Here is a 14,297-nt window from a genome sequence, read left to right as displayed (position 1 = left end):
AACGGTGGTCAGCTCAAACGTCTAAATCTAAACATCTAGGGCCTTTCATAGAAGACTTCAAACCCGGCACCTAGTCCCAGTTCAAGCCTCTCAAGGCGCCGGCAGCATCCATGCCGACGGCATTGTTGGAAGCATCATGTTCGTCAGTCCTAAAAGCTCCCCCCCTCAATATGGTAGACCTTCGGTTCTTCCGAAAAATATTCCTCCAGGCCCATCATGAACAGCCGATGGTCTTCACTCGCTTCGAAGCCCGGCGTGTGATCCTCAAGTGAAGCCCAGCGCACGATCAGGTTGAATTGCTGGGGGGTTTCAATCCCTTGCGCTAGCAAGTGGCCGCCGTAACCCTTTGCGCGGGTGAGCAAAGGGGCGACCTCGGCAAATGTGTGTCTGAACGCTTCAATGCGTTCTTTGTGAACGGGGAGCAGAGCGATTTCATAAATCATGGCATTCCTCCAACAAGCTCAGTTGACTAAAAGTACGCACTCACGAGATGAGCGATGGCTCGACTGCAATCGCGATTTTTCCCTGAAGGCCGTTGTTGGGGCTCTCCAGTCGAGCGTGGGCAAGCCCAATGTCGGCCAGCGAATAGACCGCACCAACATGCGGGCGCAGTTGACCGCGCTCTACCAATGCGCTCAGCTCATCAAGTTTGCCGCGGTTTTGTCGGGTAAAAACGAAGTGATAACTCGCGTTCTTGCCCCACGCCTGAACAAGGTTTTGCGGCTGGGCAATGTCCACAATCGAGACTAGGCGGCCGAGTTGGGCGAGCACGTCGGGGCTACGCGTCAGTGTGTTGCCGCCGATGGTGTCGAACACCACATCCACGCCGTGACCACCGGTTTCGCGCATGATGGCGTCGACGTAATCCTCCTTTTCGTAGTCGATGAGCACATCGGCACCCAGGCTGCGTGCGAACTCAAAGTTTGCTTCGCGCACGGTCGTGAAGACCCGCGCTCCAATGGCTTTTGCCACCTGGATCGCGACATGCCCTACGCCTCCCGCGCCGCCGTGTATCAGAATGCTCTCCCCCACTCTGAGCGCCGCTCGCACGGTCAGTGCTTCCCACACCGTCCCGCCAACCAGGGTCAGACTTGCTGCCTCAAGGTGGCTCAGTGATTGCGGCTTACGCCCGATGATGCCTTCGGCCGCAACGTGGTACTCGGCATAACTGCCTGGGCCGTCGAAAATTTGCGGGGTGTACCAGACTTCGTCTCCCGGAGCGAAGCTCGTTACACCCGGCCCGACTTCTTCGACAACGCCCGATACGTCGTGTCCGGTAATGGCCGGCAGTGGCACCAGGTCGGCATAGTCGCCACGTCGAACCTGATAATCCAACGGGTTGATCGAGGTTGCGTGTACCCGGACCAGGACCTGTCCCGCGCCCGGCACGGGCTTGGGCACGTCGCGGAGTTCGAACGACTCAGGACCGCCAAATGACTTCAGTATCATCGCTTTCATGGTAAATCCTCGCATCTATAAAATTGAATATCGAGATATCTCGATATGTTACGGTAAAAAAATTACAAATCTTTCCCTATGACCTCGGCAAGCGCGCTGATGGTTGCTTCATTGCGCTTGTAGTAGGTCCACTGACCGATACGCCTGACTTCAACCAGGCCCACTCGTTGCAACGTGGCAAGATAACCGGACACCGTTGACTGCGACAGTCCGATACCCTCTTGAATACTACTGACGCAGACGCCGACCGTGAGAACGTCACCCTCATCCTGCGGAGGGAAGTTCTTTACGGGATCCTTCAAACCTTTCAGGATTTGAAGACGCGTAGGGTTCGAGAGGGCTTTGAATATTTCGATCAGTTCCATGCGCTCAGGATATCGAGATTTACCGATATGTCAATACGAGGGATTAGAATAATTTTGGGATTAGGATTGCCAGCGTCCTCGTAGGGTGGACCGAGTGGCTGCCTCTCGCCCAAGGTGTGTAACAACGCTCCTGGACCTCATCGTCTTGGAGCAGTGACGTTCGTTGGCTGAGACTCGGGACGACCAAGCCAAATTTTAAAGCATGACGCGGCCAGCAGTCCCAGGACTCACTAACATATAAGGTGAGGTACTCAATCAGGAGGCCAATGGCCAGAGTCGTATGATGACAGCTCTAAAAACCGACTCTAAAAATGGTGCGCCAAATATTTTTTATCGGCGACATCCAATGCTTTTTCCAGTTTTTTTGCCACCACTCATCTTCATTTTTAACAACCAACTCAATATCACTTCCCGTCAACGCCGCAGGATGCTGACGAAATAACATAGGAAATGTGCAATGCTGCTTGACTTTCCTCTTAAATAAAACATCAACCGGCACACCATCATACGGTGCATCGACCAAAGCTCTACACCCTTCGCGCGACAAAATATACGCATGCATTGCAACAACTCGTCCTCGAGCAATGTATGGAAACCAAGTAAGCCAACTCTTCCCCATACTATAACCCAAATGCAAGATATTGAACTGCTCCCTCCTGACAAACTTATTTATCCAACCGACTTGGCTAGGGCTAATTGGGTACGGAGCCACATCATCCTCAAAAACAAGCACCCTTTCATACCCCTTATCCAGGGCTTCTCGAGCAATATCTTGATGGGACTCATAGCAGCCTCGAACGGGATCACTATCTCGCTCAACCACATGAAATTCAACCTTGTTCTTTATAAGCGGCTCAATTGTCTCTTTAAATACTGCGCGCCTATCAGACCTCTCTTTTAAAGACACACAGTAAGCTGCATCCACATCGAACTCTAAACTTGACACTCGCCCCAACCCCTTAAATGCCTCATTTTTACCCTGTTCGACGCTTGACCTCGATCAACAGATCTTCAAGCAGCCATCTCCCGGTTCAAAACCGACCTTAACCATGGTTATCGAACGCTCCCTTTCTGGCCAACCAAACAATATAAACTGGCAAAGGACCAAGAGAAACTCGACTACCAACATACCGACCAAAGTGAACCAATACAGCTTGATCTGCACCACACTTTAATTAGCATTTCCTAGAGCAAACACCCCTGAAAAATACTTAGACATATCTACCCACTGCCTACCTCAACCAAGTCGCATCTAACTTTAATTGCATTACAAAACCCCACACATCGACACTCAAAAAGCAAATATTACTCCATAATGCAACCAGACATCAACTTGAAAGACCAAACCCATAACATAAAAAACCACAGAAATCAATCTATAATAATTCTGCAATAAAAACCTTAAATAAAAGTTAAACCCGTTTGTCCGGCCCGTCTTCCACGCACGAGAACCCAATAACAGTTCATTTATGCGCTGCGGAATACAAGCATGAATAGTAACTACCTTGGCCAATAGTTGAACATGAGTACCGAGCTCGACAATCCGACTTTGATCCATCACCTGAATCAGAGCGGCCTTTTCGATGGTCGACAGACGAAGAGCAGTCGGAAACGGAAATCCCTCTCAACGAAACTCTGCACCCGTGTCCCCGCTCCGTCCCGGCGTCCCTCGCCCGCTCATATATGCAAGGAAATGAAATCCACGAAACCGCGCTGCCTGGGCGTGAGGAAGCGATTCGGCGGCCACAGCACGCTGATTGCCGATGCCTTCGATGCCGTCGGCGCAACGCACGCGAATGATCACCAGGGTCTGGTTTTTGCATCGCGTGCATCGCCAGCTTGTGCGGGCAAATGGTGGGGAGGTCGACGAGAATCGCCTCGATCGACTCGATGGCGCAAATCGGCATGGCAATACCGTTGGGCTCAAAAATAATCCCGCTGTCCACCTACACTTAAAAACAGTGCCCCCCTCCAAGACTCCCTTGCGGATACATTGCATACCGCCAGCAAAACCCTACCTGATTCAATCATTATAATAGCCCTACCTAAGACGCTGCCCTCGTCACTAAAAACATAACTTTCAAAGGAGTTGAATTGTCATGAGCACACTGGACAACGCTTTTCACAGCCTGCATCAGAATGGACTACTGGTCTTGGCCAATGTGGCCGATGCGGGCGGTGCTGGGGCGGTCGGGATCAACATCGAAGACGGCCTGGGCTCTCCAGAGTTGCTTGTCCGCAAGATCGACGTCGCGAGAAAGGTGGCGAACCAGGCGGGCGTCAAACTGTTCATCAACGTACGGACCGACGTCTACCTGAAAAACCTGTTCCCTGCCGAACAACGCCTGGAGGAACTCCTCAAGCGCAGCGCACTGTATGCCAGCGCCGGGGCGGATGGTTTGTTTGCCGCTGGCGTGGTCGACTCAAACGAAATTGCCACCATCTGCCGGGACGCCAAACTGCCAGTCAACCTGCTGTCCCGGGACGGACTGCCCTCCCCCGACGAATTGAAGCGTCTGGGCGTCAGACGACTCAGTGCGGGCTCCAGCATCGCCGAGTTTCTGTACGGCGCCATAGGAGCATTGGTCCGCAGCTTCTTGGACAACGGTCAACTCGACACCCAAACCTTGAAAGCCCACACATACGGCGAATTGAACGCTTTGATGGCGGTGAAAGCCGAGTAATGCTGTGTCTAGTCCTGAAGATAGGCCAGAAGGTGTACACCTTATTCAGGACGAGACACTTTCCAATTGGACTGTTGGAGCCACACCGCTTACCAGCATAGGACGGTATTGCCTGGCCAGATTCAGAAGTTCACTGTCTGCGAGAGCTTTTCGCCCCCGCCCGTAAAATATCGCCCCAGCGACGCACCAGATAATTGTGTTCATCCATCACCGAGTTCCACACAGCGATATGCCCCATGCGCTGCTCATAGGAACCACCATCGCGCACATCACCGATGTCAATCAGCGGCAAACCATCACTGCCCAGCAACTCCTCCCGCGCAGGTTGACCGGCGTACCAGTAGTCCCACTCGGCACTGCTCAGATGGTCGCGACTGCGCGCCGGGTTGCCGATGTAGTAACCCTGGCGCGCCATCACCGCGCCGGGCCAGCCGGACAACCACCAATTGAGGTAGGCGTAGGCCGCGTCCAGCACCGGGCCCTGGGCGTGGCGCGACAATGACAAACCGCCGAACCAAGCGCGATAGCCCTCGCGAGGCACCGCCAGACGGTATTTCACCCCGGCGCGATGCAGGCGCATCAACGTCGGCGACCACAGACTCTGGATATCGATGCTCGGGCTGAGCATCAACTGCGCGGCCTCCTCGTCATCGGACCAGAACGCCGCAAAGTGACCTTCCTTCTGTTTGCGCACCAGAATATCGGCCAGCACATCGATCTCTTCGATGCTCATATTGCCGATGTCCTTAAAGCGCGCCAGTCCCGCGCCCTGCACCGCCAGCGCGGCATCCAGGGCACCGATCGCGGCATCGCTCTGCAGTGCGGTGCGCGCGCGCCACGCAGGGTCGAGCAACCAACCCCAACTTTCATTGTCGTGGCGAAAACCCTCAGGCAGGCGCTCGGGGCGGTAGGCGAAACTGTCGGCATTATGGGTCAAGGGCAGCATGCTGATGCGCTCGGTGACGGTGCTGCCGAGGCTGCCATCGTGCTGCACGAATAAGCGCTCACTCGGCACGCTGCCACTGCCCAACCGATCGTTGGCGGAGAGGCGGCCGCGCTTGGGAAGGTCGTTGATCTCATGCCACAACGCAATGCGCCGTGTGTCGATGGGTTGGATCGCCCGGGCCGGCCACACGAAGTCGACGTTGTGGAACCATTGGTCGTACAGGTCATAGCTGTCGGGCTGCATCACCGCGATGCGCTGGGCCTGCTCGACATCGTGCACCTGGTACACCAGGTGAATGCCCAATTCCTGTTCAGCACGTACACGCAGGCATTCGAGCAAGGTCACTGAGGTGCCGAGGACGCGGAGTGTGATCATGCGGCGAACCGCTGAGAGAACACGTCAAAGGAGCGCCGCAGCAGCGCGGGGTCGAGACCTCGCAGGATAAACACCAGGCGCGACTGCCGATCAGTGCCCGGCCAGGCAGACAAGTGCACCGGGGCATGCAGGCAATGCTGCACACCATGGATGACGATGGGGGCGTTACTGGTGTTCACGTTAAGCAGTCCTTTGACACGTAGAATTCGTTCGCCGTGGCATCTTAACAGCATCGACAACCAAACCCCGAAGCCGACCCAATCCAACGGCTGGTCGAAGGTCAGGCTGCACACTTGCGCGGCGCCGTGGGTGGCGCTGGTACTGCGATGCAGTTGCCAGCGACGGACTTCCTCTGTCGGTTCGGCGCTGCGCAAACCTTCACCCAGCAACAGCTGATCGCCGCTGTGGACGTCGCATGTATCGAGGATCGGCGTACCGGCATTGAGCGCTTGCAGGTGCATGCGCAGTGGGGCGCAGTCCTCCATCAGGTCGGTCTTGCTCAACAGCAAGCGGTCCGCGGCGGCGACCTGGGCAAGCCATTCCGGATGCAGGCGCTCTTGCAGCGCGGCGTGGCTGGCATCGACCAAGGTGACCACCAGGCCGATATGCAAGCGCCCGCGCAATTGCACATCGTTGTTCAATGTGGCGAGGATCGGCGCAGGGTCGGCCAGGCCGGTGGTCTCCAGGATGACCCTTTTGAACGCCGGGATTTCGCCACGCTCACGGCGTTGCAACAGGGCGAGCAACGCGTCTTTGAGTTCGCCACGAATCGAGCAACACACGCAGCCACTGGGCAACAGCACGGTATCCGGGGCGACTTCTTCCACCAGCAGATGGTCGATGCCGACGTCACCGAATTCGTTGATCAGCAAAGCCGTATCGCCGAGGCTTTCGCCTTGCAGCAGGCGCTTGAGCAAAGTGGTTTTGCCGCTGCCGAGGAAACCGGTGATGACGTTGAGAGCGATGCTCATACGGCTGACTCCAAGTGATCCAACAGACGCGGGTCCAGGGGATCCAACGGGCGACCGAGCATAGTTTCAGCGGCTCGCCAGAGCTGATCCAGGCCACTCGCCAGCTCTTGCTTGCCGGTCGCGCCGAGCAGCAGATAAGAGGCGCCCTGAAAATCTTCGACCTTGAGCCGGAACACCGCCAATACCTGATTGATCGCGGCGATGCGGCGCAGGCGTTCGCGGCGCCTGGGCAGCTCATCGCCCAGGGGATCGCTCCAGTGCAGGTCTTCGCCAAGCAAACCGCAGAGTCCACACATGGCTACACCTCACTCATGGCATGACATCGCCAGAATTCGGGCCGAGGGTCTGGCCAACGAACAGGTTGCCGCCCGGCTCGCTGGCCAGCAGCACAGCGGTGGGCGCCACCTCGTCCGCCAGGCCGAACCGGCCAAGGGGCAACTCGGCGGCCTTGGCGCGTTTCCAGTCATCGCTGATCCCAGCGACCAATGGCGTTTCAATCGGCCCCGGAGCGATGGCATTGACCAGTACGTTGTCCTTGGCGACTTCCAGCGCCAAGGACTTGGTGAAGCCGATGACCCCGGCCTTGGCCGCAGCGTAATGGGTGAGTTCGGCGCCGCCCTTGATGCCCAGTTGCGAGGCCACGTTGATGATCCGCCCCCAACGCTGGGCGAGCATATGCGGCAAGGCGCGCTGGCTGGCCACGAATACGCTGGTGAGGTCAACGCGCAGCATGTCGTTCCACATCTCGAGAGTGAGGTCGACACAGCGCGCCTGGGTGAGCATGCCAGCGTTATTGACCAAAATGTCGATGCCGCCGAAGTGCTCGACGCAACGGTCGACACTGGCCTGGGCGCCTTCGACGGTGCCTACATCGGCGAGGCACTCCACCACTTCGGCGCCGAAGTTGCGGCAGATGATCGCGGTTTCGGCAAGACTGACAGCATTGCGGTCGGCCAGCACCAGACGCGCGCCTTCAGCCGCATAGGCACGGGCGATGGCGGCACCGATACCGCTGCCAGCGCCGGTGATGACGGCACGGCGGTGGGTAAGTTGAGGCATGTAGAATCTCCTGAAGCAAACACAGGTCCCCTGTGGGAGCGGGCTTGCTCGCGAATGCGGTCTGTCAGTCGAAACTGATTTATCTGAAACACCGCATTCGCGAGCAAGCCCGCTCCCACGTTTGGATTGAGTACAGTCAGTCGGGCCAACGCACGGTCAGCCCACCGTCTATGATGATGCTCTGCCCGGTCAGGTAGCTCGATGCATCACTGGTCAAGAACTGCACCAACGACGCCACCTCATCCGCCCGCCCTACCCGCCCCAGCGGAATCGCCCTCGCAGCTTTCGCCAGGCCTTCCGGCCCCAGGGAGTTCTTCGCATCCAGCGACTGCGGCGTCTCGATCAACCCTGGGATCACCGCATTGCAACGAATGCCCTTTGCTGCCAATTCCACCGCCAGCGAACGGCACAACCCCGGCACGCCGGCCTTGGCCGCTGCGTAGTGGCTGTGCTCTTGCCAGCCATATACGCCGCCGGCAATCGACGAAATCGCCACCAACGCACCGCCCTCGCCCATATGCCGAGTCGCCGCGCGAAAGGTGCGCATCACCCCCGTCAGGTCGACGTTGAGCATCTCGTCCCACAGCGCATCGGTCATTTCCAGCAACGGCGCACGGCGCAGCAAACCTGCGTTCGCCACGGCGTAATCCAGGCGGCCGAAATGCTGCACCGCTTGCTCGGCCAGCGCATCCACCGAGGCGGTATCGCCCACGTCCAGTGCCAGCATCAGGCACTCGCCACCGGCTTCTTCCACCAGGGCCACCGTTGTTTGCGGGTCATGGGGGTCGGCCGGGTAATACCCGCCGACGACTGCCACACCGCTGCCCGCGTAGGCCACGGCGAGGGCTTGGCCGATGCCGCTGGCGGCACCGGTAATCAAGGCGACTTTACGGCTCATCGATAACTCCTTACTGGACGGTTTCCGGGCGCACATGGCGTGCGGCAAACATCAGGGCACCGGACAGGAAACACGGCAGCGCACCGAACCACAGTGCGGCGGTCTGCCAGTCACTGCCGGCGGACAACACCTGGGTGGCGCCAAAACCTGCGACCACCGCGCCAATCGGGCCCATGGCATGAATGATCGCGCCACCGGTGGCGCGGATGCTGGTAGGGAAACTTTCACTGATAAAGAACAGCGCCGCCGAGTACGGCCCAATCAGAAAGAACAAGCCCAGGCTGTACAGCCCGACCACCATCGGCATATTGCTCGGGCCGAACAGCATCCCGGCAAACGACAGGCCACCGAGCATCCAACCCAAGCCAATCACGTTGCGACGGCCGATCTTGTCGCCCATCCAGCCGTGGCTGAGGTAGCCGCAGTAACCCACCAGGTTCGACAACACGAGGATGATCAGCGAGTTCTCGAACGAGATGTGGTGCACGCTGACGATCACTGAAGTGCCGAGCACGCTGAACACTTGGATGGCCGCCCAGTTGAGCAGCAGCGCGGCGCCAATCACCAATGTGGCGCGACGGGCCGGGCCACGGAACGCGGCTTTGAGGCCAGCCTTGCTGTGTTCGTCATAGTCCACGCCGTAGGTCACGGCGACGTTTTGCGCTTCGGTCACGGCGCCGCTTTTACGCAACTGACTGATGCGTTCGTGGATCTGGAACTGCGGGCTCTCCTTGAGCATGCGCGCCATGATCGCAATCACGATGGCCGGGATTGCGGCGAAGATGAAGCAACCCTGCCAGCCGATGATCGGCAGCAACAGCGCGGTCAAGCCGGCGGCGATCAACGCACCGACCGGCCAGCCGCCCTGCACCAGGCTGTAGATAAAGCCGCGACGTTTGGTCAGCCGTGGGTCTTCAGAGGCGCCATACAACTCGGTCAAATAAGTGGCATTGACGGTTTCTTCGGCATAGCCCAGGCCACCCAACGAACGGATCAGAATCAGCGGCGACTTGCCCCACGCCCCGCCAATCGCGGTGAGCGCCGAGCACAGCGCGGAACCGGCCACAGTGAGGATAATCCCTTTGCGCCGCCCCAGCCTGTCGACAATCGGGCCGATGGCCAGGGCGACGACGGCGGTACCCACCGCCACCCAGGTCGCGATCTCAGCTTGCTCCACTTCACCCCAACCAAAGTGCCGGCCGATCTCGGGCAGCAAGGTGCCGAACAGGATGAAGTCATACACCGCAAACACCCAGGCGAAGAAGGCGATCCAGGTGGCGAAGCGTACTTCCTGGGACGTCAATTGCCGGGGTTTCCAGCCAGTCAGGTCAAGCTTGTTGTAGATAGACATGAATCGCGCCTCGAAGGATGGGTGGGTGTCAGGTACGCGGTTGGCGGCGGATAAAGTCGTCGGCGATTTCGTCGAAAGTGACGAAGCGCACGCCGGCATGGCTCTGGATGTGTTCGATCAGACGCTCAAGCATCAGCAGCACTTGTGGGCGGCCGGACACGTCGGGGTGGATGGTCATGGTGAACACCGCGTGTTCGTGTTCGCGGTAGACCCAGTCGAATTGGTCGCGCCACATTTCCTCGAGGTGGCGCGGGTTGACGAAACCGTGACTGTTGGGTGCCTTTTTGATGAACATCATCGGCGGCAAATCGTCGAGGTACCAGTTGGCCGGAATCTCCACCAGATCGGTTTCTTCGCCGCGCACCAGGGGTTTCATCCAGGTGTCGGGGTGCTGGCTGTAGTCGATCTTGGTCCAGCTGTCGCCCTTGCGCACGTAGTAGGGGTGGAAGTCGTTGTGCATCAGGCTGTGGTCATACTTGATGCCTTTTTTCAGCAGCAGCTCATTGGTGACCTTACTGAATTCCCACCACGGCGCGACGTAGCCGGTGGGTCGTTTGCCGGTGACCTGGGTGATCAACTCGATGGACTTATCCAGCACGATTTCCTCCTGCTCGGCGGTCATCGCAATCGGGTTTTCGTGGCTGTAGCCGTGCACACCGATTTCGTGGCCCGCATCGGCCACCGCCTTCATCTGCTCGGGAAAAGTTTCCATCGAGTGGCCGGGGATAAACCAGGTAGTACGCAGGCCGTAACGCTCGAAAAGCTTGAGCAAACGCGGAGCGCCAATTTCGCCAGCGAACAGACCGCGGGAAATATCGTCGGGTGAGTCCTCACCACCATAAGAGCCCAGCCAGCCTGCCACGGCGTCTACGTCGACGCCGAAGGCGCACAGAATTTCTTTAGCCATCATCTCTCTCCTGCGGATTTATCAGATCAATCGTGGGTGTTTTGGTGGTGGCGCAACGCGGCTTCCACTGCCAGCGCAGCTCGCAACAATCGAGAGTCTTCGCCCGGCGGCGCGCTTATCAGCATGCCGGTGGGCAAACCGAGCGCATCGCAGCCGCTGGGCAATGACACACCCGGCAGATCCAGCAAACTGCCGGGCATCGTCAGGCGCAACGTAGCGAGGTTGGTCTGCGCGAACAGCTCGTCATCGGCTTCCAGTGCCGCCAACGGCGGCGCCACATGGGCCACGCTTGGGGTAATCAAAAACGCGCCATCAAGTTCATCGGTGATTTGTTGCTGCAGGCGTTTGCGTGCCCCGTAGAGGTTGACCAACTGGCTGGCGGGGAATGCACGTGCCGCCTCCAGGCGGCGCCGCACACGGGGGTCGAGTCGTGCGGCGGCATCGCTGTCCAGCAGAGACTGATGCAGGGCAAAAGCCTCAGAAGCACCGAGCCAACCTTGTTGCTCAATGAGCTGAAGTGCCGCCTGAAAGGCTGGCGAAGGTCGCAGGTCAATCAGCGCACCGTGATTTTTCAACACGATCAAGCATTGCAGCAGGTTGTCGCGTACCGCAGGCTCTATGCGCTCATCATCAATGACTGCCTGATCGACCCAGAATCGCTGCCCAGCCAAATCTCGGGGGACAAGCGATGTCGGTTTGGCGCGCCCAAGCAGAATGTCGTCGATGGATAAGGCGTCGCGCACACTGCGCGTCAGAGGCCCCACGCTGTCGAGGGTATGCGCGAGCGGGAAGACGCCTTCTCGGCTGTAGCGTCTGCAACTGCTTCGAAACCCCACCAAGCCGTTGAAGGCCGCTGGAATTCGGATGGAGCCAGCGGTGTCCGTGCCCATGGCGATCGGCACGATTCCCGCCGCGACGGCGACCGCTGAGCCTGAGGACGAGCCGCCCGGAATGCGTGGCTGGTCGAGGCCTACGGGATTATGCGGCGTGCCAAAATGGGGATTGAGTCCGAGGCCTGAGTAAGCAAATTCGCTAAGATTTGTTTTCCCGACACTGACCATCCCGGCTCGCGCCAGTAGACCTACGACATTGGCGTCGAGCAGCGCTGGCGAAGTGTCGCGGCGTACGGATGCGCCTGCGGTAGTTGGGCTGCCGGCGACGTCGAACATGTCTTTCCAAGCTATGGGAACGCCGTCCAGTGCGCTTGCCGGCTGTCCGGCCTTCCAGCGTGCGGCTGACGAGAGGGCTTCGCGGAAGGCACGCGCCGAACAAAGAGAGATGAACACGTCATCGACTTCCGCCACCCTGGCCAGCATTTCTTCCAACGCCTTGACCGGGTCGCTGCTGCCCGAGGCGAATGCATCCGCCATCGCCAAAGCATCGGCTTCAAGGGGTAATCGAGGACTGGAGTAGGACATCTGACTCACCAATAAACGTATTCATTATTAAAATGTACGTTTTACAGAGCAGATAGCGTGCCAAACTGAATACTGAAGGCATGCCAGAGCGGCAAACCTGAGCAAGCGGCCTGCGTCTAGCACTCGGACTAGACACCTTTCCGAGCGGGTTGATGTTCCTATTTTGCGGAGCCTTCCAGGCAGGGCCAGCCAGCAACACCAATAATGTATTAATTAATAAATATCCGTTTTGGTGCAGATCAGTAACAACGGCCCTACGAACGCGCACTAATGACGTGGTCCACGGTGACAACAGACTTGTGCGAGAATCTTCCCCCCGCCTTTCGAGAAGCGTATGAGATCGATGACCGCCGAGGATTACCGCACTGCCTCCCGCTACGCCATGATCCGCCAGGTCCTGCGTGACGCCATCGTTGATGGGGAGGTGGCTCAAGGGCTCGTCCTGCTCGAAGCACCTCTGGCCGACCTGTTCGGAACCAGCCGCGTACCGGTGCGCAAAGCGCTGGACCTGTTGCATAAGGAAGGTTTGATCAGTCGATTCGATGGCCGCGGTTATCTGGTCAACCCGAAAGGGTTGGAAGTGGAGCCCCTGCGGTTGGCCGTTACCCACAAGCAACTCGGCCTTGATAGCAGCGAAGAACTGGTCGATACCCGGCCGTTGGGCGAGCGGATGTTCGACGAGATTGGCTCGGCTTTATCGACCTGTATTGCTTTCGGACACTATCGACTCGACGAGCAAATGGCCGCCGAGCATTACGGCGTCAGTCGGGCGGTGATACGCGAGGCATTGATGCGCCTGCGTGACCGCGGCTTGGTGGAAAAGGAACCCTACTCCCAATGGCTGGCCGGCCCCCTCACCGCCAGGGAGGTCACCGAAGACTACGAGTTGCGCGCCTGCCTTGAACCTGAGGCGTTACGCCAGAGCGCACCAGGGCTTAGTCGCGAATCCCTTGAAGCGATGCTGGCTCGGGTTAATGAGGCACAGAGCAACCCACGTTGCAGTCTGGCATGCATCGAGCAACTTGAAGAAGACCTGCATTACCACTGCCTCGCCGGAATAAACAATCGCAAGATCGCTACGCTGATCCGGCAGGCCCAGAGTCCCAGGATCATCAGTCGGATTTTTTACAGTCAGTTGGGCCTCGGCCCCGACGAAGCCATGCTGGCCGAGCACCGTTTGATTTTAGAGCTGCTACTGCATGGCGCATTCGACGCAGCAGCTCTGAACCTCAAGGAACACCTCCACCGCGCCCGCCAACGCATGTTGCAGCGGCTGAAGGTTCTGTCCGTGCTACCTGAGCAACAGGTGCCGGAATATCTGACCAAACTGAGCTGAAAGCGTTTCTGGGAAACGGCCAATCGCCTACCAGTCAGTCCGTACACGTTTCAGGCTCATCATCAAGGCACTCGATGCATGCATCCAGCAACTCATGGAGCGCCGCAACGCGATGCACGCCGAGTCGCTCATTAAGTGCCAATTGCGCCTCTTTCCAGGCGCGGCGCCCTTCGGCTTGCTTTTCCAGTCCTGCCTCGGTCACTTGGACAAGGCGGCTGCGCGCGTCGCCACCTGCCCCGACCGTCAACCAGCCTTGAGCGACCAGTGGCTGCATATTCCGTGTCAACGTCGAAGCCTCCATTTGCATTCGCCGAGCCAGGTCGCTCGGCCGAATGGGCCCCAGTCTGACGACGTGTGACAACAATGAGTACTGCGTGTTTTTTAATCCGGACTCGGCGATATAGCGATCGTAGTGACGCGTCACCATGCGATTGAGCTGGCGAATCTTCAGATTGGTGCAACCCTGTGGCTTGGTCATATTTTTCATGTTATAGATTGTATCTACAAGTATTGTATATACAAGTATTGA

General features: G+C 58.2%; 15 protein-coding genes and 1 pseudogene. 2 read left to right on the top strand and 14 right to left on the bottom strand.

Annotated elements, in window-relative coordinates; all coding sequences use genetic code 11:
- Positions 1–149: 149 nt before the first annotated feature.
- From HQ912_RS12265 to HQ912_RS12245, 5 genes and pseudogenes are all read right to left on the bottom strand, one after another.
- The gene (locus HQ912_RS12265; protein WP_173406825.1) at positions 150–443 is read right to left on the bottom strand and encodes an antibiotic biosynthesis monooxygenase family protein; all 294 of its coding nucleotides are present in this window, start codon (positions 441–443) and stop codon (positions 150–152) included.
- A gap of 40 nt (positions 444–483) precedes the next feature.
- Entirely contained in the window at positions 484–1,458 is a 975-nt protein-coding gene (locus tag HQ912_RS12260; protein WP_047230143.1) for a zinc-dependent alcohol dehydrogenase family protein, read from the bottom strand.
- Between the two features lie 62 nt (positions 1,459–1,520).
- Complete coding sequence (locus HQ912_RS12255) at positions 1,521–1,823, bottom strand: ArsR/SmtB family transcription factor (RefSeq protein ID WP_047230144.1); 303 nt, start codon at positions 1,821–1,823, stop codon at positions 1,521–1,523.
- A gap of 292 nt (positions 1,824–2,115) precedes the next feature.
- A complete protein-coding gene (locus tag HQ912_RS12250) occupies positions 2,116–2,769 on the bottom strand; it encodes a hypothetical protein (protein WP_080962944.1) in 654 nt (217 codons plus the stop codon).
- A gap of 786 nt (positions 2,770–3,555) precedes the next feature.
- Positions 3,556–3,730, bottom strand: a pseudogene (locus HQ912_RS12245) (muconate cycloisomerase); the annotation flags it as partial.
- Positions 3,731–3,922: 192 nt separating this feature from the next.
- On the opposite strand from HQ912_RS12245, the gene HQ912_RS12240 reads away from it, so the two are divergent.
- On the top strand, positions 3,923–4,507 hold the full coding sequence (locus HQ912_RS12240) for an isocitrate lyase/phosphoenolpyruvate mutase family protein (RefSeq protein WP_173406824.1): 585 nt from the start codon (positions 3,923–3,925) through the stop codon (positions 4,505–4,507).
- Between the two features lie 130 nt (positions 4,508–4,637).
- Here HQ912_RS12240 and HQ912_RS12235 read toward each other — a convergent pair whose 3' ends face one another.
- From HQ912_RS12235 to HQ912_RS12200, 8 genes are all read right to left on the bottom strand, one after another.
- Positions 4,638–5,828, bottom strand: coding sequence for a PotD/PotF family extracellular solute-binding protein (locus tag HQ912_RS12235; protein ID WP_047229664.1), 1,191 nt, complete (start codon positions 5,826–5,828; stop codon positions 4,638–4,640).
- Positions 5,825–6,799 carry a CobW family GTP-binding protein gene (locus tag HQ912_RS12230; RefSeq protein WP_047229665.1) on the bottom strand — a complete coding sequence of 325 codons (975 nt, stop codon included), beginning with the start codon at positions 6,797–6,799 and terminating at the stop codon, positions 5,825–5,827. Before HQ912_RS12230 ends, HQ912_RS12235 begins: the two co-directional genes overlap by 4 nt.
- Positions 6,796–7,095 carry a hypothetical protein gene (locus HQ912_RS12225; protein ID WP_079302840.1) on the bottom strand — a complete coding sequence of 100 codons (300 nt, stop codon included), beginning with the start codon at positions 7,093–7,095 and terminating at the stop codon, positions 6,796–6,798. Before HQ912_RS12225 ends, HQ912_RS12230 begins: the two co-directional genes overlap by 4 nt.
- Positions 7,096–7,108: 13 nt before the next feature.
- On the bottom strand, positions 7,109–7,858 hold the full coding sequence (locus HQ912_RS12220) for an SDR family NAD(P)-dependent oxidoreductase (protein ID WP_047229667.1): 750 nt from the start codon (positions 7,856–7,858) through the stop codon (positions 7,109–7,111).
- 136 nt (positions 7,859–7,994) lie between these two features.
- Complete coding sequence (locus tag HQ912_RS12215; RefSeq protein WP_160894270.1) at positions 7,995–8,756, bottom strand: SDR family NAD(P)-dependent oxidoreductase; 762 nt, start codon at positions 8,754–8,756, stop codon at positions 7,995–7,997.
- A gap of 10 nt (positions 8,757–8,766) precedes the next feature.
- On the bottom strand, positions 8,767–10,107 hold the full coding sequence (locus tag HQ912_RS12210; RefSeq protein ID WP_173406823.1) for an MFS transporter: 1,341 nt from the start codon (positions 10,105–10,107) through the stop codon (positions 8,767–8,769).
- A gap of 28 nt (positions 10,108–10,135) precedes the next feature.
- Entirely contained in the window at positions 10,136–11,014 is an 879-nt protein-coding gene (locus tag HQ912_RS12205) for a polysaccharide deacetylase family protein (RefSeq protein WP_047229670.1), read from the bottom strand.
- Between the two features lie 26 nt (positions 11,015–11,040).
- Positions 11,041–12,432 (bottom strand): amidase, encoded by a 1,392-nt coding sequence (locus HQ912_RS12200; RefSeq protein WP_173406822.1) that lies wholly within the window; start codon positions 12,430–12,432, stop codon positions 11,041–11,043.
- 343 nt (positions 12,433–12,775) lie between these two features.
- Between HQ912_RS12200 and HQ912_RS12195 the strand changes: the two genes are divergently transcribed.
- Complete coding sequence (locus tag HQ912_RS12195; RefSeq protein ID WP_409936846.1) at positions 12,776–13,768, top strand: GntR family transcriptional regulator; 993 nt, start codon at positions 12,776–12,778, stop codon at positions 13,766–13,768.
- A 34-nt stretch (positions 13,769–13,802) separates the two neighbouring features.
- Here the strand turns inward: HQ912_RS12195 and HQ912_RS12190 are convergent, their stop codons facing one another.
- Positions 13,803–14,255, bottom strand: coding sequence for a MarR family winged helix-turn-helix transcriptional regulator (locus HQ912_RS12190; protein WP_047229673.1), 453 nt, complete (start codon positions 14,253–14,255; stop codon positions 13,803–13,805).
- Positions 14,256–14,297 lie beyond the last annotated feature (42 nt).

The organism is Pseudomonas sp. MPDS (genome assembly GCF_013283895.1).
In the GTDB taxonomy this organism is placed as follows: Bacteria; Pseudomonadota; Gammaproteobacteria; order Pseudomonadales; family Pseudomonadaceae; genus Aquipseudomonas; species Aquipseudomonas rhizophila.
Note: the sequence above shows the minus strand (reverse complement) of the source record. Positions and strands in the feature narration are given on the sequence as shown.